The sequence below is a fragment of the Arthrobacter bussei genome (genome assembly GCF_009377195.2).
GTDB classification, from domain to species: Bacteria; Actinomycetota; Actinomycetes; order Actinomycetales; family Micrococcaceae; genus Arthrobacter_D; species Arthrobacter_D bussei.
Genome location: NZ_VJXX01000001.1, coordinates 537,482 through 557,464, shown reverse-complemented (window position 1 = coordinate 557,464; position 19,983 = coordinate 537,482). Strand labels below are relative to the sequence as shown.

Below are 19,983 nucleotides of genomic sequence, written 5' to 3'. Positions count from 1 at the left end.
CGGTGCTTCATCCCCGTCGCCTCCTGCAGGACCTCGTGGACGGCGAACTGCCGGACCGACGCCGGATCGGCGTCGAGCGCCACGTCGCGCGCTGCCCCTCGTGCGCAGCAAGCGTATCCAGGCTCCGTGCGCTGAAGAGTGCCCTGCTCGGCCTGCACCGGCCTGCGCCCGACCCGGAGTTCCAGCGGCGGCTCCTGGCCCCCGCCGTCGCGGCCGAGGCTCCGCCACGGTTCCAGCGGCGGGAGGAACGGGCAGGATCCAGCGCAGCCTTCGTCCGTGACCATCACGAGCGGACCGAACACCACCGACGCCGTCGCACCGCCGTCGCCGCAGCCGGCGGGACCGTCGTCGTGGCCGGGGCGATCCTCGGCAGCGCCTATATCGTCGGATCCGAGGCAGCCTCCACGACGGTCGAGGCGGCCGACGGCTCCACGGCACTCCGTGCAGGCTGGGAGTCGGTGGCCCCGCGCACCCCGACGACCCTCGACGCCGAGCAGCTGGACACCCTCCGTGCCGGGGGCTGGTACTGCCCGGAGCTCGAATCCCTCGGGTTCACGCTCAGCAGCGCCGAGGGGATCACGGTGGACGGCAGGCCCACGCTCGAGCTCACCCTCGAGAACGACGGCTCCACCGTCACGGTCTACGAACAGAGGAAGGTCGGCGACGAGGGCGGGAGCGCGGCCGCCCCGTTCAGCGCCGTGACGGGGCGCGTGGTCACGGCCGACGGCTTCGAGCACGTCGGCGGTGCCGACCGCGATCTGTGGGTGCGCTCGGGCGAGCCGTGGCAGGTGGTGCTTGACTCCCCGACGGTCACGTACACCGTGGTGTCCTCGATGCCCGCCGCCGCCATGCCGCAGACGCTGAGTCAGCTCGTGACGACGGAGCACGCCCAGCTGGCCGTGACTCCACCCCGCCAGGAGGATTCGATGATGGAGCGCATCGTCCGGGGACTGTCGATGATCACGCACCCCGGGGGAAGCTCCAGCTAGCAGCGGTCCTCCGGCCGAACCGGGTGACACGGGCATGACGGGCCGGTGAACGTTCGGTGATTCATGACGGGGTCCCACCGCGCGGAGACCCGTGACGGTGATGGGCCTCCGGCCGGGAAGGTAGTCTTTTCAGGTGTTGGGAATCAACGGCCTCGAACTCGTGGTCCTGGCGATCATCGCCGTCGTGGTGCTCGGCCCGGAGCGCCTTCCGGAGTACGCCGCCCAGCTCGCTCGGCTCGTGAAGGGTCTCCGCCGCATGGCCACCGGAGCACGCGAGCAGCTCCGGGAGGAAGTGGGACCGGAGCTCGACGAGGTCGACTGGCGCAAGCTCGATCCCCGCCAGTACGACCCGCGGCGCATCATCAAGGAAGCCCTCCTCGACGACATCGAGGACGTCTTCAAGCCGGTCAGCGAGGGGGCACCGAAGCCTGTCGCCGCCGCCGCGCCCGGTGCCGCGGCACTCGCTTCTCCGCGACCTGCCGTGACGGTCCCCATCGGGCCGCGCCTCGAAGCAGGACAGGCCGCCCCCTACGATCTCGAGGCGACCTGAGCCCTGCGGGCACCCCTACCGGGGCGTGACGTTCAGCCTCAGTCCGTCGAGCCCGCGGGGCCGGCGGGCCAGGGCGCCCGCGATCCGCACGAGTTCCGTGCCCGCCCTGGACGACAGGTGGTCGAGGACCAGCGGGACGCCGTCGTCCCCACCCCGGCGCAGGGCGACATCCAAGGGAATGCTGCCGAGCAGGGGGATGTCGGTCCCGAGCGTCGCCGTCAGGCGGCCGGCCACCGCCTCGCCGCCGCCGCTCCCGAAGAGATCGAGCCGGGTGCCGTCGGGCAGTTCGAGCCACGACATGTTCTCGATCACCCCCGCCACCCCCTGGCCGGTCTGCGCCGCCATGGCCCCCGCGCGTTCCGCCACGTCCGCTGCGGCGCCCTGCGGAGTGGTCACGACGAGCAGTTCCGAGGTCGGCAGGAGCTGGGCCACCGAGATCGCGATATCGCCCGTGCCCGGCGGGAGGTCGAGGAACAGGACGTCCAGGTCGCCGAAGTACACGTCCGTCAGGAACTGCTCGAGCGCACGGTGCAGCATGGGCCCTCGCCACGAGATCGGCTGGTTCCCCTCGACGAACATGCCGATCGAGATGACCTTCACGTCATGGGCGACCGGAGGCAGGATGAGCTCGTCCACGCGGGTGGGCTGCCGGGTGATACCCATGAGTGCCGGCACGGAGAATCCGTACACGTCGGCGTCGACGATGCCCACGCGGAGCCCCTGTGCGGCCATCGCGACGGCCAGGTTGACGGTGACGCTGGATTTGCCGACGCCGCCCTTGCCGCTCGCGACGGCGTAGACCCGCGTCAGTGAGCCGGGATCGTTGAAAGGGATGCCCCGGCGTCCGCCGGCGCCCTTCAGCCGTTCCTTGAGGGCGTCGCGCTGCTCCTGGTCCATCACGCCGAGATCGACCTCGACCCGCCCGACGCCGGGCACGGCGGACAGTGCCGCCTCGGCGTCCTGCACGATCGTGTCGCGCAGCGGGCACCCGGCGATGGTGAGCAGGACGCGGATGCGCACCGTCGCATCCTCGACGGACACGGCGTCGAGCATGCCCAGTTCGGTGATGGGGCGGCGCAGTTCCGGATCGATCACCGTGCCGAGGGCAGCGTGGACCGCGTCCTCCGAGGGCCCGCCGACGGGAAGGTCACTGCTCACCGGACGGGCTTCCTCCCGGCCGGCTGGACCTTGGGCATGGCCACGGTGTTCTCCGGGGGCTTCCGCGGCTTGCGTTTGTGGAGGGTCAGCTCCTGGCCATCCGTCGTCTCGAGCAGTTCCTCGAGGACCGACCGCAGCTCCGACCGGACGTAGTCGCGCGTGGCGACCTCCCGCAGGGCGATGCGCAGTTCCGCGATCTCGCGGGTGAGGTACTCGGTGTCCGAGAGGTTGCGTTCCGCCCGTTGCCGGTCCTGCCGCAGGGAGACGCGGTCGCGGTCGTCCTGCCGGTTCTGGGCGAGCAGCAGCAGGGGAGCGGCGTAGGAGGCCTGGAGGGACAGCATGAGGGTGAGCGCCGTGAAGCCCAGGGCCGCGCTGTCGAACCGGAGGCCCGCCGGCCCGAACGTGTTCCAGCACAGCCAGATGATGCAGAACACCGTCATGTAGAGCAGGAACTGCGGTGTGCCCATGAACCGCGCGAAATTCTCCGTCGCGCTGCCGAACCGGTCGGGGTTCGGTCGCGGGCGGTTGAGGAACCGCTTCCGCGTCTCCTTCGGCGTGTCCAGCCCCCGGGAGTTGGACCTCATCTTCTCAGCCACGGCGGCCACCCCGTTTCGGTTCCGGTGCATCGTCCTGTGCCCGCCAGTCGTCCGGGAGCAGATGGTCGAGGACGTCGTCGACCGTCACCGCGCCGACGAGGCGCCCCTCGGTGTTGACGACCGGCAGCGAGTTCAGGTTGTAGGTCGCGAGGATGCGCGATACCTCGCTGACGTCCGCCTGGTCGCCCACCGCCTCGAGATCGGTGTCGATGATGTTCCCCAGCGGCTCGGGCGGGGGGAAGCGGAGGAGCTGCTGGATGTGCACGACACCCAGGTAGCGGCCCGTCGGCGTCTCGAGCGGTGGACGGCAGACGAAGATGGAGGAGGCGAGGGCGGGCGTCAGCTCCTCGCGGCGGACGTGTGCCAGGGCCTCCGCCACGGTGGCTTCCGGCGGCAGGATGACCGGGACCGTCGTCATGAGGGACCCGGCGGTGTCCTCCTCGTACTCGAGCAGGCGGCGCACGTCCTCGGCGTCCTCGGGCTCCATGAGCTGGAGGAGCTCCTCCTTCTGGGCCTCGGGCAGCTCGTTGAGGAGGTCGGCGGCGTCGTCCGGGTCCATCTCCTCGAGGACGTCGGCCGCCCGCTCCCGGGTGAGCGAGGTCAGGATCTGCACCTGGTCGTCGTCGGGCAGTTCCTGGAGGACGTCGGCGAGGCGGTCGTCCTGCAGCTCCCCGGCAACCTCGATGCGGCGCTTGTCGTTCATCTCGTGCAGGGCGTCGGCGAAGTCGGCCGCTTTCAGGTCGTCGTGCTGGGCGACGAACTGCGTGGCCCCCTGGGGCTCGTCGGTGGCACCGTGGAAGGCGTCGAGCCAGTCGATGATGATGCGCTCACCGCCCCGCCGCAGACCACGCAGTGCGGAGGTCGAACCGCCGCGTCGGACGAAGAGCTGCGACACGTGCCAGTCACCCGCGCGGTTGCGCTCCATCGCGACGTCCTCGACGACCGCGTTCCCGCTGCCGTCGCGCAGTGTCAGCCGGCGGTCGAACAGCTCCGCGACCACGAGCATCTCCGCCCCGCGCTGCTCGAACCGGCGCAGATTGACCAGGCCGGTGCAGATGATCTGCGACGGATCCATGGAGGTGATCCGCGTCATGGGTACGAAGACGCGTTTCTTCCCGGGCACCTCGACGACGAGGCCGATCGCCTGGGGCGGCTTGCCCGGACCGCGGTCGAGCACCACGGCGTCGCGGAGACGCCCGAGGCGGTCACCAAGGGGGTCGAAGACGTCGAGGCCGAGGAGCCGGGCGACGAAGACGCGGGTCGGGTTGGTAGTCACCGCTCTAGGCTATCGGGCGGCACACAACCGGGCGGCATCCTGCGGCCGTGCGACGCCCGGACTGGTGGGCGGCGCGTTCGGGGCGGGCGGACGGCGGACACCGGGCGAACTGCCAGTTCACTCCCGGCGATACGGCACCCATGGACGGCGGTGGTACGCAAGAATGGGGAGCATGTCGACACCACCTCTCGGAACAACTGCCTCCCGCGACCTGGGCCGCGTGCTGCCCACCGGCGAGACGATCGGGCGGTACACCAGCTACCTCGATGCGCAGAAGGCCGTGGACTACCTCGCCGACAACAAGTTCGCCGTGCAGCGCGTCGCCATCGTGGGCAACGACCTGAAGGCCGTGGAGCGGGTCACGGGGCGCCTCAGCTACCCCCGCGTCGCCCTGAGCAGTGCGCTGTCCGGCGCCTGGTTCGGACTGTTCGTCGGCCTGATCCTGAGCCTGTTCGCGAACAGCGTCATGGTCAGCACGGTGCCGTCCTCGATCCTCCTCGGTGCCATCTTCTGGCTGCTCTTCGGCGTCATCACCTACGCGTTCCAGCGCGGCAAGCGGGACTTCACCTCGACGAGCCAGGTGGTCGCGACGAGCTACGACCTCCTGGTCGAGCCGAGCCTCGCCGGTGAGGCTCGCCGGTTGCTGCAGCAGTTGCCCATGAACGGACAGGCCCAGCATCCCGGCACCAACCCGGTGGCGTGGGGCCAGGGGCAGCAGCCGCCCCAGCAGGGACAGGCGCCTGAGCGGCCAGCCTCCTGGAGCGATCCGTTCCCTACCCAGCAGCCCCAGCAGCAGCCCGGACAGGCACAGCCCACGGACGTCGAGGGTCCGGCGGCGGACTCGACGGCAGGACCCGGAACCACCGGACCGCGGCGTGGACAGTTCCCGGACCTGCCCGACGGCCGCCCCCAGTACGGGGTCCGGGTCGAGGATCCGGCCGGACCTGCGACGCCCGTCCCCGACGGGACGCAGGCCGGCGCCGATCGTTCCGTCGCCGGCACCCAGGGACCGGAAGCGCACCAGCAGGGCGCGCAGGCGCCCGGGGACGGCGACGGTCCGGGCGGCTCCGGTTCCTCGGCCGTCGGCGGACCGCGCTAGCCGAGGGTCGATCGACGCCGACGAGTCTGCGTCGATCGACGCGAAGGAACAAATAAGGCAGGGACCCCGCGGTCCCTGCCTTTTTGTTCCCCCTGCGCCGGGCCCCGCGACTACTCCCCGGAAGGGCCCCAGATCCCGGTCATCCAGTCCTCCACGTCCTCGGGCTTCCGCGGGAGGGCGGCACTCAGGTTGACCGGCCCGTCGGCTGTCATCAGGATGTCGTCCTCGATCCGCACGCCGATGCCCCGGTACTCCTCGGGCACGGCGAGATCCTCGTCCTTGAAGTACAGGCCGGGCTCGATCGTGAACACCATGCCCTCGGTCAGCACGCCGTCCAGGTACAGTTCCCGCTTCGCCTGGGCGCAGTCGTGCACGTCCATGCCGAGGTGGTGGCTGGTGCCGTGCGGCATCCACCGTCGGTGGTGCTGGCCCTCATCGGCGAGCGCTTCCTCGAGCGTGACCGGCAGCAGTCCCCAGGCGGCGAGGTTCTCGGCGAGGACCGTGACGGCGGCGAGGTGGATCTCACGGAACTTCCGGCCGGGCTGTGCTGCGGCGAAGCCTGCGTCCGCCGCGTCGAGCACCGCCTGGTAGACCTTCCGCTGGACGTCGGAGTACCGGCCGTTGACGGGAAGGGTCCGGGTGATGTCTGCGGTGTACAGGCTCTCCGCTTCGACGCCGGCGTCGAGGAGCAGGAGCTCTCCCGCCTTCACCTGTCCGGTGTTGCGGATCCAGTGGAGGGTGGTCGCATTGTTGCCGGAGGCCGCGATGGTGTCGTAGCCGAGGTCGTTGCCCTCCTCGCGGGCCCGGGTGAAGAAGGCGCCCTCCACGACGCGCTCGCCGCGGGGATGGCTGATGGCGCGGGGGAGGGAGCGCACCACCTCGTGGAATCCGCTGACGGTCGCCGCGACCGCGGCCTCCATCTGCTCGATCTCCCAGGCGTCCTTGATGAGCCGCAGCTCGGACAGGGCCTCGGCGAGCACGGCGTCCAGGGCATCGGCCTTCTCCAGGTCCACCCCGGTGTTGATGCGGGAGGTGTCCACGAGGGCGTCGGCGTTGAGGTCGACCTCCCTGAGCAGGCGGATCCCGGTGCCGCCGATCTCGACCACACCGGCGTCCTTGGTGATCGCGACCTCGAGGTCGCCGAGGTCCGCGGTCTCGAGGGCGAGCTGCGCCCTGATCTGCGCCATGGACAGCCGCTGGCCGATCCAGAACTCGCCGTACCGGGCGTTGGCGTAGAACTCCGCGCTGTCCCGGCCCGCCAGTTCGCGGAAGTACAGCGTGGCGACGTGGTGGCCGCCGTCGTCGCCCGTCCCGGGATCGACGGGCTCGAGGACGAGGACGGCGTCCGGCTCGTGGTCGAGGCCGAGGCCCGTCAGGTGGGCGAACCCGGAGTGGGGGCGGTACCGGTAGTCGGTGTCGTTCGAGCGGACCTTGAAGGGGCCGGCCGGGATCACCAGGCGCTCGCCGGGGAAGCGGTCCGAGATGGCACGACGGCGTCGGGCGGCGTGCGCGGCGACGGGCGCCTCGGGCGGCAGCTCCTCCGAGGACCGGGCCCAGTCGCCGGCCATGAAGGCCTTGAAGGCGTCGGAATCAGGCCGCTGCGAGCGGTTCTCGTTGCGATCGGAGAGGGGCTGGCCCTCGGGGGAGTCGGTGGGATTCAGGCCCGCGGGCGCGGTGTCGTCGGTGCTCATCCCGTCATCGTCTCACCGGGGCGGCGCAGCAGGAAAGTCTGGCCACAACATAGTTTAGCCGCTAAAGTAAATACCGGCAATGACACCGATACCGACTCGTAGGCTCAGGAGACTCCATGACAACGATCGCGATCTTCGGCGGCTCCGGCAGGACGGGGCGCCTCGTCGTCGAGCGGGCGCTGGCGGCCGGACACACCGTCCGCCTTCTCGCCCGCACGCCCGCGTCCGTTCCACCCCGGGGTCCCGGGGTCAGCGTGGTGCAGGGGGACGTCCTGGATCCGGACGCGGTTGCGCGCGTCGTCGAGGGGAGCGAGGCCGTCATCAGTGTCTTCGGTCAGGTCAAGGGCTCTCCTCCGTCGCTACAGACCGAGGGCACCCGGAACATCACCCGGGCCATGGCGAGGTACGGGGTACGGCGGATCGTCTCCCTGTCGGGTGGCGGGCTACCCGACCCCGAGCACGACCGCCCCAAGCTCGCCGACCGCGTCATCCGTGTGCTCCTGAAGCTCCTGGCGCCGCAGGTCCTGGCCGACGCCCGGAATCATCTCGCCGTGCTCAGGGAGAGCGGTCTGGACTGGACGGTCGTCCGCGGACCGAGATTCAAGGACACGCCCTACACGGGGCACTACCGCGTCGGGTGGGTGGGGGTGGACGCCAGCACCGCGGTGGGGCGCGCGGACCTCGCCGAGTTCCTCCTCGCGCAGGTCAACGACCGCTCGTTCCTCCACCAGCTCCCGCTGGTCAGCACATGACCCACGCGCGGCCCGGACGTGACGCCGTCCTCGCCGAAGCCATCGACGCGATCTCCGCGCTGACCCGGGACCTCGCCGCCGCCGGTACGTATCCGTTCCGAGATCGCCGCCTGGGGCGCGCACAGATGAACCTCCTCTACCAGGTGTCGCGCTCGGCGGGCATCGGCGTCGGTGCGCTCGCGGCAGCTCTCGATGTGACCAGTGGAGCCGTCAGTCAGCACGTGGACGCCCTGAGGGTTGCCGGCCTCGTCACGGTCGACGTCGACCCCGCGGACGCGCGAGCCCGCATCGTGGCTCTCACCGACGTCGCCCGGGAGGAGGTCGATGCGTTCCAGCAGGACTGGATCGCGGCCGTCGCCCCCCGCTTCGACGACCTGTCCGACGACGAGGTGGGCGAACTCCGGCGGCTGCTCTCCCTCGTTCGGCCGGCCGTACGCGCCGCGCGGTGAGGGCGGCGGGCTTCCGCCGGTACGGCGGACCGGACGAGCTGGCCCTCCTCGAGTTCCCTCCGCCGGTCCCCGGACGGGGTGAGGTGCTCGTCCGCGTGGTGGCAGCGAGCGTCAACCCGGCCGACACCCACCTGCGCGCCGGCCATCTCCGCCGTGTCCTGCGCCTCGGCCTGCCCTTCGTCCCGGGCTGTGACGGCGCCGGGACCGTCGTCGCCGTGGGTCCCGCGGTGGACGGCCTGGCAGAGGGCGACGACGTCGTCGTGATGGCCTCGCCCCGTCAATCCGGGCTCTACGCGGAGCTCGCCGTGCTGCCGGCCGCCCAGTGCGGGATCGCCCCGACGCGAGGGGGCCTCATCGCCGCGGCCGGCCTCCCCGTCACCGGCATCACGGCCCTGCAGGCACTGCGTGACAGGGCGCGGGCCACGGCGGGGCAGCGGGTGCTCGTGTACGGTGCGTCGGGCGGTGTCGGCACCATGGCGGTGCAGATCGCCGTCGCGCTCGGCTGCGAGGTGACGGCCGTCGCTCACCGCAGGAGCGAGGAGGGGCATGTCGCGGGGAAGCTCGTCCTGCTCATCGCCGAACACCGCCGCGGAGCAGACAGGAGACGCCCCTCCCGGCGCGTAGATTGGACCCGGTGAGAATCGACCTGCACACGCACTCCAACGTCTCGGACGGCACCGAGGACCCCGATGTCCTGATCGCCTCCGCCGTGACCGCCGGCCTCGACGCCGTCGCGCTGACCGACCACGACTCGACTGCGGGATGGAGCAGGGCACGCACCGCGGCCGGCGCCCTGGGGATCACCTTCGTCCCGGGCATGGAGGTCTCCTGCCGCACGGACACCGGCATCAGCGTGCACGTCCTGTCCTACCTGCACGATCCGCTGCACGGCGGGCTGGGAGAGGAGATCGCGAAGTCGCGGCACGCACGCCTCACGAGGGCCCGCCACATGGTCGAGCTCATGTCCGAGGACTACCCGATCACCTGGGAGCTGGTGCAGGAGCACGTGACCGAGGGCGCAACCGTGGGACGCCCGCACATCGCCGATGCACTGATCGCGCTCGGGATCGTGACGAGCCGATCCGAGGCCTTCGAGCGCATCCTGACCGCACGGTCGCCGTACTGGGTCAGCCACTATGCACCGCACCCGGCAGCCGCCGTCGCCCTCATCCGCGAGGCGGGCGGCGTCCCGGTCTTCGCACATCCGTCCGCGTTCAACCGCGGGGCCGTGGTGGGCGGCGCCGTCATCGACGAGATGATCGATGCCGGGCTCCTGGGCCTCGAGGTGGAGCACCGGGACAACCCGGAGGGCGCCCGCGTCGAGCTGCGGCGCATCGCCCGCGACAACGGCCTGCTCGTGACCGGCTCCAGCGACTACCACGGCACCGGCAAGCCGAACCTGCTCGGCGAGAACGTGACGAGCGCGGAGACCCTCGAAGCGATCATCGGTCTGGCCACCGGGACCCGGGTCGGCTGACCGGGGTTCCGGTGGGTCGGCTAAGGCGCTGATCCGATCCAGGGGGCGAGGCGCGTCTCCATGATCTCGACGGCCTGCGGGTTGCTGTCGACACAGACGAAGCGCCGGCCGAGCTTGCCGGCCACGGCACCCAGGGTCCCGGACCCTGCGAAGAAGTCCAGGACCCAGTCGCCCTCGCGGCTGCTCGCGGCGACGGCACGGCGCAGCAGCCCCTCGGGCTTCTGCGTGGGATAGCCGGTCTTCTCCCGGCCGGTCGGGGACACGATGGTGTGCCACCACACGTCGGTGGGCAGCTTGCCGAGCGCCGCCTTCTCCGCCGTCACGAGTCCAGGGGCCATGTAGGGTTCCCGGTCCACCTCGTCGCTGCTGAAGTGGTACCCGGCCGGGTCCTTCACGTACACGAGGATGTTGTCGTGCTTCGCGGGCCATTTCCGCTTCGCCCGCGCGCCGTAGTCGTAGGCCCAGATGATCTCGTTGAGGAAGCAGTCACGCCCGAAGAGGGCATCCAGCATCACCTTGGCGTAGTGCACCTCCCGGTAGTCGAGGTGCACGTAGAGCGTGCCGTCATCGGCGAGCAGCCGCCAGGCCTCGGCGAGCCGAGGGGCGAGGAAGTCCCAGTAGTCCTCGAACGCGTCGTCGTAGCTTGCGAGGATGCCCTTCACGGTCGAGTAGGACTGTCCCTTGAAGCCCACGCGATCGCCCGACCCCGGGGCCGCCCGCAGCATCGACGTCTGCTGCCGTCGCTGCGCGCGGCCGGTGTTGAACGGCGGGTCGACGTAGATCATGCTGAACGACGCATCGGGCAGGGTGGGCAGGTACTGCGCGTTGTCGGCGTGGACCACGAGATTGGCGCCGTCCGCGCTCCACACGGGAGACGCGGACGGCGCAGGAAGTTCCGTCACCGAGGACTAGTCCTCCGAGCCGCCGGCAGGGTTCCCGACGACCTCGCCGTTGCGGCGACGTGTGCGGCTCCGGCGGGGGCGGTCGCCCGCAGCCGTCTCGCCGGACGTGGCGTCGGCGGTCCGACGGCGGCGTCCGCCCTCGGAGTCGGCTGCCCCGGACCCGGCCGGTGCTGCAGCGGAGGACGTCGCATCGGCGGGACCATTGCTGTCCGCCCCGCGGCCGCCACGGCCGCGGCCTCGCGAGCCCCTGCCGGACTCGCGCTGCTGTCCGCCTGCTGCGGCATCGCTTCTCTGTCCGCCTGCTGCGCCGTCGCGGCCTTGGCCGCCCCGCCCGCCGTCGCGGCCCTGACCCCGGCCGCCCGCGCCACCGGCGCCGTCCGAGCGCCCGCCGCCACGCTTGCCGGTCTCGCCGAGGTCCTCGAGGGTCTCGGCGTTGATCCCGGCGAGCTTGCGGTCCTTGCGGGGCAGCCGCCCCTTGGTGCCCTCGGGGATGTCCAGATCGGTGTACAGGTGCGGCGACGACGAGTAGGTCTCGACCGGTTCGGGCGCGTCGAGGCCGAGCGCCTTGTTGATCAGGCCCCAGCGGGGCACGTCGTCCCAGTCGACGAACGTAACGGCGGTGCCCTTCTTGCCGGCACGGCCCGTGCGGCCCACGCGGTGCAGGTAGGCCTTCTCGTCCTCGGGGCACTGGTAGTTGATGACGTGCGTGATGTCCTCGACGTCGATGCCGCGGGCTGCGACCTCGGTCGCGACCAGCACGTCGATCTTGTCCCCACGGAAGGCGCGCAGGGCCTGCTCGCGCGCTCCCTGGCCGAGGTCGCCGTGGATGGCGCCGGCCGCGAAGCCGCGGTCGATGAGCTCCTCGGAGAGCTTCGCCGCGGTGCGCTTGGTCTTGCAGAAGATGATGGTCCGGCCGCGGTTGCGGGATTGGAGGATCCGGGCCACGACCTCGGCCTTGTCGAGGTTGTGAGCCCGGTAGATGACCTGCCGGATGTCCTTCTTGGTGATGCCCTCGTCCTCGGGGTCCGCTGCCCGGATGTGCGTGGGCTGCGTCATGTAGCGGCGCGCCATCGCAATGACGGGGCCGGGCATGGTCGCGGAGAAGAGGAGTGTCTGGCGAACCGGCGGCGTCGCGGCGATGAGGGTCTCGACGTCGGGCAGGAACCCGAGGTCCAGCATCTCGTCGGCCTCGTCCAGCACCACGATCTTGACGTTCTTCAGGACCAGGAGCTTCTGCCGGTAGAGGTCGATCAGGCGGCCAGGGGTCCCGACCACGATCTCGACGCCCTTCTTGATGGCCTCGATCTGCGGCTCGTAGGCACGCCCGCCGTAGATGGTGACGATGCGCGCGTTGCGCTTCTTCGCCGCCGTCGTGAGGTCACCGGCCACCTGCACGGCGAGTTCACGCGTGGGGACGACGACGAGGGCCTGCGGTGCGCCGGGGACGGGCAGCTTCTCGTAGCCGGCATCGTCGGGCCCGACGACACGCTGGATCGCCGGGATGCCGAAGCCGAGCGTCTTGCCGGTTCCGGTCTTGGCCTGCCCGATGATGTCGTGTCCGCCGAGCGCGATGGACAGGGTCATCGCCTGGATGGGGAAGGGGTGGATGATGCCCGCATCCGCGAGGGATTCCACGATGTCCGGGCGGACGTTGAAGTCCGCGAAGGTCTCCACGACGGGAGCGTGGGGCTCCTCGGTGGTGACCAGCGTATCCTCGACGTCGATGGCGTCCTCGGAATTGTCGGCGACGAGGTGGTGGGCGTCGGCCGCGGGGGAACTGTTCGTGTCGTGATCTGTGTTGTGCACGTTCTACCGTTCATTCAGGCCGTACGGCCGCTGAGGCTCGACGCCCGGGTGGAATCCATCCGGTGCGGAGCGTATCGGCGGGCGCAGGGCGTCCAGTGGAAGCCGATCGCGGGCTTGCAACTGCGTGCGGGCTGCGGAGGGAGACCTGCGCCTGCGGGAAAACTCGGGATCGAGTAGGTACTGCGGGTTATCGAAGAGGGATAACGACCGGGCATCCATTACTACGCTCCAAGCCTACCCTGCCCGCCCCCGGGAGCGTGTCATCGCCCGCGCGTGCACGCCGTGCCGGATGCGGGGGTCACCGTGCGTCAGTGGGTTTGACCTCGAAGCGGAGGCGCCGGCGGGCGATGTCCGCCTCGAGCAGCACCACGGTCACGCGCTCTCCCGCCACCAGTTCCCCGTAGCACTTCGCCTCCAGCGGCGGCTCGGTGACCTGGACCGTACCCGAGAGACGCGGTGCCTGCTTCCCGGGTGCGTCCGCCACGGCGGGCGGGGAGCCCTGCAGGACGACGGCGGAGAACGCCTCGCCGATGCGGTTGCTCAGCAGCGCGGCCTGCACAGCGTCCATGGCTCCGGAGTCGAGGCGTGACGCCGTCTGGTTGGACGACGCCATGAGCGCGTTGAGGTGAGGAAGGGCGTCCCGCACCCACGCAGGCACCTCCTCGCCCGCGCAGAGCGATGCGCAGATCACGAGGACGAAGCGGTCGACGAGCCGGCGCAGGGGAGCGGTGGTGTGCGCGTACGGGGCGGCGATGGCGGACTGGACGACGGCCTCGGGGACCGCGCCGTCGAAGGCCGTGTAGCCGGCGCCGCGGAAGAGCGAGGCCGCGGCGTGCATGAGGGCCAGCTGGCGGGGATCGGTCACGTCCAGCGTGCGGAGGAACGCACCGTAGGGGAGGTCCTCGGGCCACGGGTGATCGAGCGCCTCCGACTGCCGCCGGAACTTGCCGAGCGCGCCGTCGTCGGGCTCGGGCATGGTGCGCAGGACGCCGATGCCGCCGTCGATCATCATGCGCGCGGCCGCCATGCCCGTCATGAGCGAGATCTGGGCGTTCCAGTCCTCGCAGGGGAGTGCCGGCTCGGTGAGGATGCTGTAGCTCCCGCCGTCGTGGATGATCTCCTGGCGGGGGAGGTTGAGGCTGGCTCCGCCGCGGTCGAGTTCCTGCTGGATGCGGAGCAGGCCGATCTCCTGCAGGAGCTCGAGCTGCGCGTCCGCCCTGCCGGCGTCCACGTCCGCCTGGACCTCCGCATAGGTGAGCTGGCGGCGGCTGCGCACCACGGCCCGCTCGACCGTCACCGATCGGACGACGGCGGCCGCGTCCAGCCGGAAGTGCCAGACGAAGGCGGGCCGGTCCTCCTCGGGCAGGAGACTCGCGGCGTCCTCGGAGATGACCTCGGGATGCAGCGAGATACGGCCGTCCGGAGCGTACATCGTCTGTCCGCGCAGCCGTGCCTCGGCGTCGATCGCGCCGCCCGGAGCAACGAACAGCGGGACGTCCGCGATGGCGTACCAGACCTCGAACCCGCCCGCGGGCTCCGGGAGGCGGGCCAGGTGGACGGCCTGGTCGAGGTCGGTGGACCCCGGCGGATCGATGGTCAGGAACGGGAGGTCGCGGAGGTCTGTACCCGGCAGGCGGTGCGCGGCGACCGCCTCCTCCGCCTCCCGCAGCACGTCGGCCGGGAAGTCCTCCCTGATGTCGAGTTCCTCGCGCAGGAGTCGCAGCGACTCGGTGAGGCGCTGCTGGGACTCCCGGTCCCTCAGGTCCATATGCTGTGCTGGCACAGGGCTCAGGGTAATGCACGTCACAGACATCCGGTGCGAGCACGGCCCGGTGGCGCCATGGGCCGGTCCGGTGCGGCCGGGGGCGCGCGGGCGTTCGGATCCTGCCGTCAGTCGGTCGGCGGGCGCAGGGAGTCGACGGCCTTCGCGACGCGGCGCGTCCGTGTGTCCGCCCCCTTGGCCTGCTCGATCGGCACCACGAGGGCCTTCCCCCGGCTGACGGACAGGGCGTCGAACGCGGCGACGAGCCGCGGATCCGACGACAGGGCCACGGCGAGATCCTCCGGCACGTCGACCGTCCGCTCGGCGCGGTCCAGGTCGAGGCGCACCTGTACGGTCTGGCGCGCGGTCAACCCTGCGGCAGCGCGGTGCTCCCCGCTGACGGGGATCATCGCCCTGCCGTCCAGGGAACCGACGGTGGTGCGGAACGTGTAGGAGCCGAGCGTCACCCGGACCGGCGGGCGCCGTCCGCCGTCGAGCGCAGCCAGGACCTCCTCGGGCACCTCGATGCCGGTCGCCGTGCGGCCCGAGAGCTCGAGGACACCTGAGAAATCCATCTGGTCCTGCCTTCCGCCCGGCATCCTGCCGGATCCTCGTCCGTCCATACGATGATCACCTGCCACGGACCGGAGGTGCTGATCCTAGACCGCTTCGGCACACCGGGGACAGGGGGACCAGCGCACGGGCCTCGAACGCGCTTGCCGGACCTCCCGGAGTGCGTACTCTTAGCAGAATGAACAACGGCTCCTCCGACAGCACGGCCCTTTCCGCGACCGATACGGGCCGGACGCAGGACCGGTCCGCCGGAGGATCTGCCGGCGACGGTGCGCCGGCGTCACCGGATCGACCCGGTGCGCGGGACGCGTCGCTCCCGGCCGATGCCGGGCAGCTACCGGCGAGTGCCGCGGACGACGCACTCGGCAACCCACGCTACGCGAGCTTCGTCACCGATCTCCTCGGTGTCATCGCCTACGGGGAGCTGTCCGGTTTCGAGCGGCTCTCCTCCGATGCCCGTTTCTCGCCCAGCCTCGCGGACCGTGCCAGTCTCGGGCGGCTCGCCGTGCTCGAGTTCGAGCACTTCGAGCTGGTCGGCCGGTTCGTGGCCGGTCTCGGCGTCACGATCGAGGACGCCATGGCGCCGTTCCAGGCCTCGATCGACGCCTTCCACGAGCGCACCCGCCCGGGCGACTGGTACGAGTCCCTGATGAAGGCCTACGTCATCGACGCCTTCTCCGGCGACTTCTACCGGGCGCTCGCCGACAGCCTCGACCCGAGAACCCGCGACCTGATCGGCGCGATCGACTCGGGCGACGGCGCCGCGCACCTCCAGCGACGCCTGAAGGAGGCCCTGGCGGACGATCCACGGCTCGCCTCCCGGCTCGCGCTCTGGGGACGGAGGCTCGTGGGAGAGGCCCTGACGCAGGCTCAGCGCGTCGGGATCGAGCGGGAGTACCTGGCGGGACTGCTCTTCGCCAACGAGGCCGACCACACCCAGCACACCACCGCCCTGTTCTCGCAGCTCACGCGGAACCATTCGCGGCGCATGAGCGCACTGGGCCTCACGGCGTAACGCCGATCACCGGGCGGGGACCGCTACCGATCCCCGCCGCGCCGTCCGCACCCTGCCTCGTCCCGGCACAGCTCCGGACCGACCCCGGACACGCAAGAACCCACGGCCGAGGAGCGGAGCCGCGGGTTCTCGTCGAACGGTGGATCAGGAGTGCTAGAGGGCGCCGAACCCGACGCGGCGAGATTCCTCGGCGCCGATCTCCACGTACCCGAGGACGGAGGTCGGGACGATGACCTGGCGGCCCTTGGAGTCCTTCAGGCGGAGCTCGGAGCCGCCGCCCATGGCTGCCGCGACGAGGTCGGCGATGGCGTCGGCGCTCTCGGAGGACTCGAGCACGATCTCCCGGTTGACGTTCTGGATACCGATCTTGACTTCCACGGCGGATGCCTCCTGTGTAGTGAGCGTTACTGCTTCGAACCTACTCTAGATCTCCTTGGGGAAGCGGCTGATTCCGCGCCAAGCTAAACGGTAGATCAGCTCCGCGGCGGCATCGATGTCGAGGCTGCCATCGGTCTCGAGCCAGTAGCGGGCGCTGATCTGCGCCATGCCGGCGAGGCCCCGGCCCAGGAGCGTCGCCTCAACCATCGAGAGCTGGGTGTCGCCGGCGATCACGCCGGCGATCGCACTCGCGAACTGCGCGTTGAACTCCTCGAGCCTGCTGCTGACGTCGGGCTCGTTGCTGATGTCCGACTCGAAGACGAGCCGGTGCGCCCGGCTGTCCTGCGCGATGAACTGGAAGTAGGCCCGCATCGTCGCGTGCACGCGCAGCTTGTTGTCGTCGGTGGAGCGCAGGGCGTCGTGGAGCAGTTGCGTGAGCTCGGCCAGGTGGCTGTCCAGCAGGGCGAGGTACAGGTCCCGCTTCCCGGGGAAGTGCTGGTACAGCACGGGCTTGCTGACCTTTGCCGCGACCGCGATGTCGTCCATCGCCGCCCCGTGGTAGCCGTTGCCGACGAACACCTCCTGCGCTGCCGCCAGGAGTTGCCGACGTCGCTCGTCCCGCGGCAGCCGGACGGCTTTTCCTGCGGTGCTCGGGTCGGCGCTCACGGGGGATCCTCGGGTCCTGGGGGCGGGTGGGGCCAGATCAGTCTACCCACCAGTCCTCCGGCGATGGCTCCACCGGTGCGCGGCGGAATACCCTTGGGCATGACCGCTTCACCGACCACTCCGAACACCTCCGCCGACGTCGGGGCGCCGATGGGGGCGCCGTCCGGGCCGTCGGTCGGTGCGCGTTCCGGGACGCCGTCCACGGCCGTGTCCGGCCTGCCTCCGCTCGTGGAGCCCGCGGCCGGCCTCACCGCCGAGGAGACGCTGCGCTACTCGCGCCACCTGATCATCCCGGGCTTCGGCATGGAGGCGCAGCTGCGGCTGAAGAACGCCCGGGTGCTGGTCATCGGCGCCGGCGGCCTCGGTTCGCCCGCGCTGCTCTACCTCGCGGCAGCGGGCGTCGGCCTGCTCGGGATCGTGGACGACGACGACGTCGAGCTCTCCAACCTGCAGCGACAGGTCATCCACGGCATGGGCGACCTCGGGCGGTCCAAGGCGGAGTCCGCCCGGGCGAGCATCCTGGAGCTCAACCCGCTCGTGGACGTGGTGATGCACGAGGAGCGGCTCGACCGTGGGAATGCGCTGGAGCTGTTCTCGCAGTACGACCTGATCATCGACGGCACCGACAACTTCGCCACGCGGTACCTGGTGAACGATGCCGCGGCGATCCTCGGCAAGCCCTACGTCTGGGGGTCGATCCTGCGCTTCGACGGCCAGGTGAGTGTCTTCTGGCAGGGCCACGGACCGACCTACCGCGACCTCTACCCGGAGGCGCCGCCTCCTGGCTCCGTGCCCTCCTGCGCCGAGGGCGGGGTGCTCGGCGTGCTGTGCGCGCAGATCGGTTCGGTCATGGTCAACGAGGCCATCAAGCTGATCACCGGCGTGGGCACCACCCTCCTCGGGCGGGTCCTGGTGTTCAATGCGCTGGACATGAGCTGGCGGGAGCTGCGCGTCCGCCCCGACCCGTCGGCGGAGCGGATCACGGAGCTGATCGACTACGAGCAGTTCTGCGGGCTGCCCTCGCTCGGTTCCGGGGGCGACCGCGCGGCCGGGAAGGGCGAGGACGCGCCGGTTCCCCTGGTCACGGTGGACGAGCTGGCGGAACTCCTGGCCGCACGGTCCGCCGGCAGCGCGGACTTCGACCTGCTGGACGTCCGGAACCCGGAGGAGTACGCGATCGTCGGCATCGATGGTGCGCGGCTGGTGCCGCAGCACCTCATCCTCGACGGCGAGGAGCGGATCGATGCCGCCCGTCCCGTGATCGTCCACTGCAAGTCGGGGGTGCGCTCGGCCGCCGTCGTCCGCTTCCTCCGGGCGCAGGGCCATCCCGACGCGCGGTCCGTCCAGGGCGGGATCCTCGAATGGGTCAGCCGGATAGAGCCCGGGAAGCCGAGCTACTGACCGGCGTTCCCGGAAAGGGACGGTCGTCACGTCAGGGTGACGCGCGGAGTCAGGCGGTCCGGGCGGGCCGCTCGTGGTCGACGGGGCACACGGCGCCATCGGCGTGGACGTGGCCGGCGTGCGGCGCAGCGGCGGGCGGTAGGGCCGCGTCCGAGGTCCCGGTCGCCTTCTCGGCCGTCGGAGCCACTTCGATGCCGTAGAGGGCCTCCAGTGCTGCGGTGTACTCGTCCTGGCGACCCTCGGCGGCGAGCTCACGCGCCCGTACGGTCGGGACGTGGAGGAGCTGGCGGACCATGCGGCGGAGGGCGAACTCGACCTCCTCGGCGGCAGCCGTGCACCCGTGCTGCGCGCGGACGCGCTCCATCTCGGAGTCGAGCACGGCCTGCGTGTGCTGCCGGAGGGCCACGATCGCGGCGTTCATCGCGCGGGTCGCCTGCTGCTCCTCGAAGGTGCGGGCGGCGTCGCGCACGAGGTCGCCGGCCTGGCAGAGGGCGTCCGCTTGTTCCTCGGGGGCCGCTGCGCGCACGGATTCGAGGGTGATGAGCTCGACGTCGTCGAGCATGCCGACGGCGGGGTCGAAGTCGTGGCTGAGGGCGAGGTCGATCACGACGAGCGGCCGGTCGACGCCCTCACGGATCCGCTGGAGGTCGGCCGCATCGATCCGCGCGTCGCTGCCGCTGCAGCCGATGACGACGTCGGCGCGGCGCATGGCTCCGGGGAGGTCGGTGGCGGTGACGGCGGTGCCGCCGCGGGTGGCGACGAAGGCCTCGGCGCGACCGGACGAGGAGAACACCGAGATGTCGGTGCAGCCGCGGTCCTTGAGTGCTGCCATGGTGGCGCCGGCGTAGGCGCCGGTCCCGAAGAGGACGACGGTCTTCCGTGACCAGTCGGCGTCCGCGGAGATGTCCCCGGCGAGTTCGAGTGCCACGGAGACGATCGAGCGGCCGCGGCTGCCGAGCGCGGTCTGCGCCCCGACGTCCTTCGCGGTCCTCGACGCGGCCTGGAAGAGACGCACGAGCCCGCCACTCGCAGCCCCCGAGCCCTGCGCATCGATGAGGGCGCGCCGGACCTGGCCGGCGATCTCGCGCTCGCCGATCACGGCGGAGTCCAGTCCGGCGCCGACGGCGAAGAGGTGCTCGGCGACGTCCTGGCCGGTATGGGTCTCGAATGATGCCGAGACGGACTGCTCGGGGATGCCGGAGTACTCGCTGATCGTCGAGACGATGGCGGACCGTGCCGCTTCGACGTCGTCCTCGGACGGGGCCTCGGCATAGATCTCGAAGCGGTTGCAGGTGGCCAACACGACGGCGCCGGAGACGGCCCTGTCATCGGCGAGCACGGCGGCAGGGACCTGGGGGGCCCCGACGCTCAGTCGGGCGACCGTTTCCAGGTCCACATTCGAGTGTGTCGCTACAAGTGAAAGAAGTACCACAACCCCTCGAT

At 70.9% G+C, this 19,983-nt stretch carries 20 protein-coding genes; 9 read left to right on the top strand and 11 right to left on the bottom strand.

What is annotated here, in order from left to right; all coding sequences use genetic code 11:
* The first annotated feature begins 2 nt into the window (after positions 1 to 2).
* Both FNH21_RS02545 and FNH21_RS02540 read left to right on the top strand, forming a co-directional pair.
* A complete protein-coding gene (locus FNH21_RS02545) occupies positions 3 to 989 on the top strand; it encodes a zf-HC2 domain-containing protein (RefSeq protein ID WP_152812075.1) in 987 nt (328 codons plus the stop codon).
* Positions 990 to 1,122: 133 nt separating this feature from the next.
* The gene (locus FNH21_RS02540; RefSeq protein ID WP_191931548.1) at positions 1,123 to 1,539 is read left to right on the top strand and encodes a twin-arginine translocase TatA/TatE family subunit; all 417 of its coding nucleotides are present in this window, start codon (positions 1,123 to 1,125) and stop codon (positions 1,537 to 1,539) included.
* A gap of 15 nt (positions 1,540 to 1,554) precedes the next feature.
* Here the strand turns inward: FNH21_RS02540 and FNH21_RS02535 are convergent, their stop codons facing one another.
* From FNH21_RS02535 to FNH21_RS02525, 3 genes are read right to left on the bottom strand one after another with little or no spacing between them, the layout of a single operon-like run.
* Positions 1,555 to 2,697, bottom strand: coding sequence for an Mrp/NBP35 family ATP-binding protein (locus FNH21_RS02535; protein WP_338403129.1), 1,143 nt, complete (start codon positions 2,695 to 2,697; stop codon positions 1,555 to 1,557).
* The gene (locus FNH21_RS02530) at positions 2,694 to 3,281 is read right to left on the bottom strand and encodes a DUF1003 domain-containing protein (RefSeq protein WP_241742852.1); all 588 of its coding nucleotides are present in this window, start codon (positions 3,279 to 3,281) and stop codon (positions 2,694 to 2,696) included. Before FNH21_RS02530 ends, FNH21_RS02535 begins: the two co-directional genes overlap by 4 nt.
* A 4-nt stretch (positions 3,282 to 3,285) precedes the next feature.
* On the bottom strand, positions 3,286 to 4,569 hold the full coding sequence (locus tag FNH21_RS02525; RefSeq protein ID WP_191931547.1) for a magnesium transporter MgtE N-terminal domain-containing protein: 1,284 nt from the start codon (positions 4,567 to 4,569) through the stop codon (positions 3,286 to 3,288).
* 172 nt (positions 4,570 to 4,741) lie between these two features.
* Between FNH21_RS02525 and FNH21_RS02520 the strand changes: the two genes are divergently transcribed.
* Complete coding sequence (locus FNH21_RS02520) at positions 4,742 to 5,668, top strand: YflT domain-containing protein (protein WP_191931546.1); 927 nt, start codon at positions 4,742 to 4,744, stop codon at positions 5,666 to 5,668.
* 110 nt (positions 5,669 to 5,778) lie between these two features.
* Here FNH21_RS02520 and FNH21_RS02515 read toward each other — a convergent pair whose 3' ends face one another.
* Positions 5,779 to 7,359, bottom strand: a complete 1,581-nt coding sequence (locus FNH21_RS02515; RefSeq protein ID WP_152812072.1) for an aminopeptidase P family protein — start codon at positions 7,357 to 7,359, stop codon at positions 5,779 to 5,781.
* 116 nt (positions 7,360 to 7,475) lie between these two features.
* On the opposite strand from FNH21_RS02515, the gene FNH21_RS02510 reads away from it, so the two are divergent.
* Genes FNH21_RS02510 through FNH21_RS02495 form a run of 4 tightly spaced genes read left to right on the top strand, consistent with a single transcriptional unit; the run spans position 7,476 to position 10,037 of the window.
* Positions 7,476 to 8,111 (top strand): NAD(P)-dependent oxidoreductase, encoded by a 636-nt coding sequence (locus FNH21_RS02510; RefSeq protein WP_152812070.1) that lies wholly within the window; start codon positions 7,476 to 7,478, stop codon positions 8,109 to 8,111.
* Complete coding sequence (locus FNH21_RS02505; RefSeq protein WP_152812068.1) at positions 8,108 to 8,560, top strand: MarR family winged helix-turn-helix transcriptional regulator; 453 nt, start codon at positions 8,108 to 8,110, stop codon at positions 8,558 to 8,560. The genes FNH21_RS02510 and FNH21_RS02505 overlap by 4 nt, the downstream gene beginning before the upstream one ends.
* Complete coding sequence (locus FNH21_RS02500; protein WP_191931545.1) at positions 8,557 to 9,198, top strand: alcohol dehydrogenase catalytic domain-containing protein; 642 nt, start codon at positions 8,557 to 8,559, stop codon at positions 9,196 to 9,198. The genes FNH21_RS02505 and FNH21_RS02500 overlap by 4 nt, the downstream gene beginning before the upstream one ends.
* Complete coding sequence (locus tag FNH21_RS02495; RefSeq protein ID WP_191931544.1) at positions 9,195 to 10,037, top strand: PHP domain-containing protein; 843 nt, start codon at positions 9,195 to 9,197, stop codon at positions 10,035 to 10,037. Before FNH21_RS02500 ends, FNH21_RS02495 begins: the two co-directional genes overlap by 4 nt.
* 20 nt (positions 10,038 to 10,057) lie before the next feature.
* Here the strand turns inward: FNH21_RS02495 and FNH21_RS02490 are convergent, their stop codons facing one another.
* The 4 genes from FNH21_RS02490 to FNH21_RS02475 all read right to left on the bottom strand — a co-directional run bounded on the left by FNH21_RS02490 (position 10,058) and on the right by FNH21_RS02475 (position 15,082).
* On the bottom strand, positions 10,058 to 10,939 hold the full coding sequence (locus FNH21_RS02490) for a DNA methyltransferase (protein ID WP_191931543.1): 882 nt from the start codon (positions 10,937 to 10,939) through the stop codon (positions 10,058 to 10,060).
* A gap of 6 nt (positions 10,940 to 10,945) precedes the next feature.
* The gene (locus FNH21_RS02485; protein WP_191931542.1) at positions 10,946 to 12,745 is read right to left on the bottom strand and encodes a DEAD/DEAH box helicase; all 1,800 of its coding nucleotides are present in this window, start codon (positions 12,743 to 12,745) and stop codon (positions 10,946 to 10,948) included.
* A gap of 298 nt (positions 12,746 to 13,043) precedes the next feature.
* Positions 13,044 to 14,528, bottom strand: coding sequence for an RNB domain-containing ribonuclease (locus FNH21_RS02480; protein WP_338403127.1), 1,485 nt, complete (start codon positions 14,526 to 14,528; stop codon positions 13,044 to 13,046).
* Positions 14,529 to 14,635: 107 nt separating this feature from the next.
* Positions 14,636 to 15,082 carry a YdeI/OmpD-associated family protein gene (locus tag FNH21_RS02475; RefSeq protein ID WP_152812064.1) on the bottom strand — a complete coding sequence of 149 codons (447 nt, stop codon included), beginning with the start codon at positions 15,080 to 15,082 and terminating at the stop codon, positions 14,636 to 14,638.
* 176 nt (positions 15,083 to 15,258) lie between these two features.
* On the opposite strand from FNH21_RS02475, the gene FNH21_RS02470 reads away from it, so the two are divergent.
* On the top strand, positions 15,259 to 16,095 hold the full coding sequence (locus FNH21_RS02470; RefSeq protein ID WP_152812062.1) for a ferritin-like fold-containing protein: 837 nt from the start codon (positions 15,259 to 15,261) through the stop codon (positions 16,093 to 16,095).
* Between the two features lie 153 nt (positions 16,096 to 16,248).
* Here FNH21_RS02470 and FNH21_RS02465 read toward each other — a convergent pair whose 3' ends face one another.
* Both FNH21_RS02465 and FNH21_RS02460 read right to left on the bottom strand, forming a co-directional pair.
* A complete protein-coding gene (locus FNH21_RS02465) occupies positions 16,249 to 16,473 on the bottom strand; it encodes a DUF3107 family protein (RefSeq protein WP_191931541.1) in 225 nt (74 codons plus the stop codon).
* A 45-nt stretch (positions 16,474 to 16,518) separates the two neighbouring features.
* On the bottom strand, positions 16,519 to 17,139 hold the full coding sequence (locus tag FNH21_RS02460) for a TetR/AcrR family transcriptional regulator (protein WP_338403126.1): 621 nt from the start codon (positions 17,137 to 17,139) through the stop codon (positions 16,519 to 16,521).
* Positions 17,140 to 17,289: 150 nt separating this feature from the next.
* Between FNH21_RS02460 and moeB the strand changes: the two genes are divergently transcribed.
* Positions 17,290 to 18,540: a molybdopterin-synthase adenylyltransferase MoeB gene (gene moeB, locus FNH21_RS02455; RefSeq protein ID WP_152813866.1), complete on the top strand. Its 1,251-nt coding sequence runs from the start codon at positions 17,290 to 17,292 to the stop codon at positions 18,538 to 18,540.
* Between the two features lie 49 nt (positions 18,541 to 18,589).
* Here moeB and FNH21_RS02450 read toward each other — a convergent pair whose 3' ends face one another.
* Positions 18,590 to 19,972 (bottom strand): glutamyl-tRNA reductase, encoded by a 1,383-nt coding sequence (locus tag FNH21_RS02450; protein ID WP_191931540.1) that lies wholly within the window; start codon positions 19,970 to 19,972, stop codon positions 18,590 to 18,592.
* Positions 19,973 to 19,983: the final 11 nt, after the last annotated feature.

Bases quoted from the DNA above. Each gene is read 5' to 3' on its own strand.
- moeB (WP_152813866.1), top strand. From the start codon at position 17,290: ATGGGGGCGCCGTCCGGGCCGTCGGTCGGTGCGCGTTCCGGGACGCCG.
- FNH21_RS02520 (WP_191931546.1), top strand. From the start codon at position 4,742: ATGTCGACACCACCTCTCGGAACAACTGCCTCCCGCGACCTGGGCCGC.
- FNH21_RS02530 (WP_241742852.1), bottom strand. From the start codon at position 3,281: ATGAGGTCCAACTCCCGGGGGCTGGACACGCCGAAGGAGACGCGGAAG.
- FNH21_RS02515 (WP_152812072.1), bottom strand. From the start codon at position 7,359: ATGAGCACCGACGACACCGCGCCCGCGGGCCTGAATCCCACCGACTCC.
- FNH21_RS02475 (WP_152812064.1), bottom strand. From the start codon at position 15,082: ATGGATTTCTCAGGTGTCCTCGAGCTCTCGGGCCGCACGGCGACCGGC.
- FNH21_RS02505 (WP_152812068.1), top strand. From the start codon at position 8,108: ATGACCCACGCGCGGCCCGGACGTGACGCCGTCCTCGCCGAAGCCATC.
- FNH21_RS02470 (WP_152812062.1), top strand. From the start codon at position 15,259: ATGAACAACGGCTCCTCCGACAGCACGGCCCTTTCCGCGACCGATACG.
- FNH21_RS02510 (WP_152812070.1), top strand. From the start codon at position 7,476: ATGACAACGATCGCGATCTTCGGCGGCTCCGGCAGGACGGGGCGCCTC.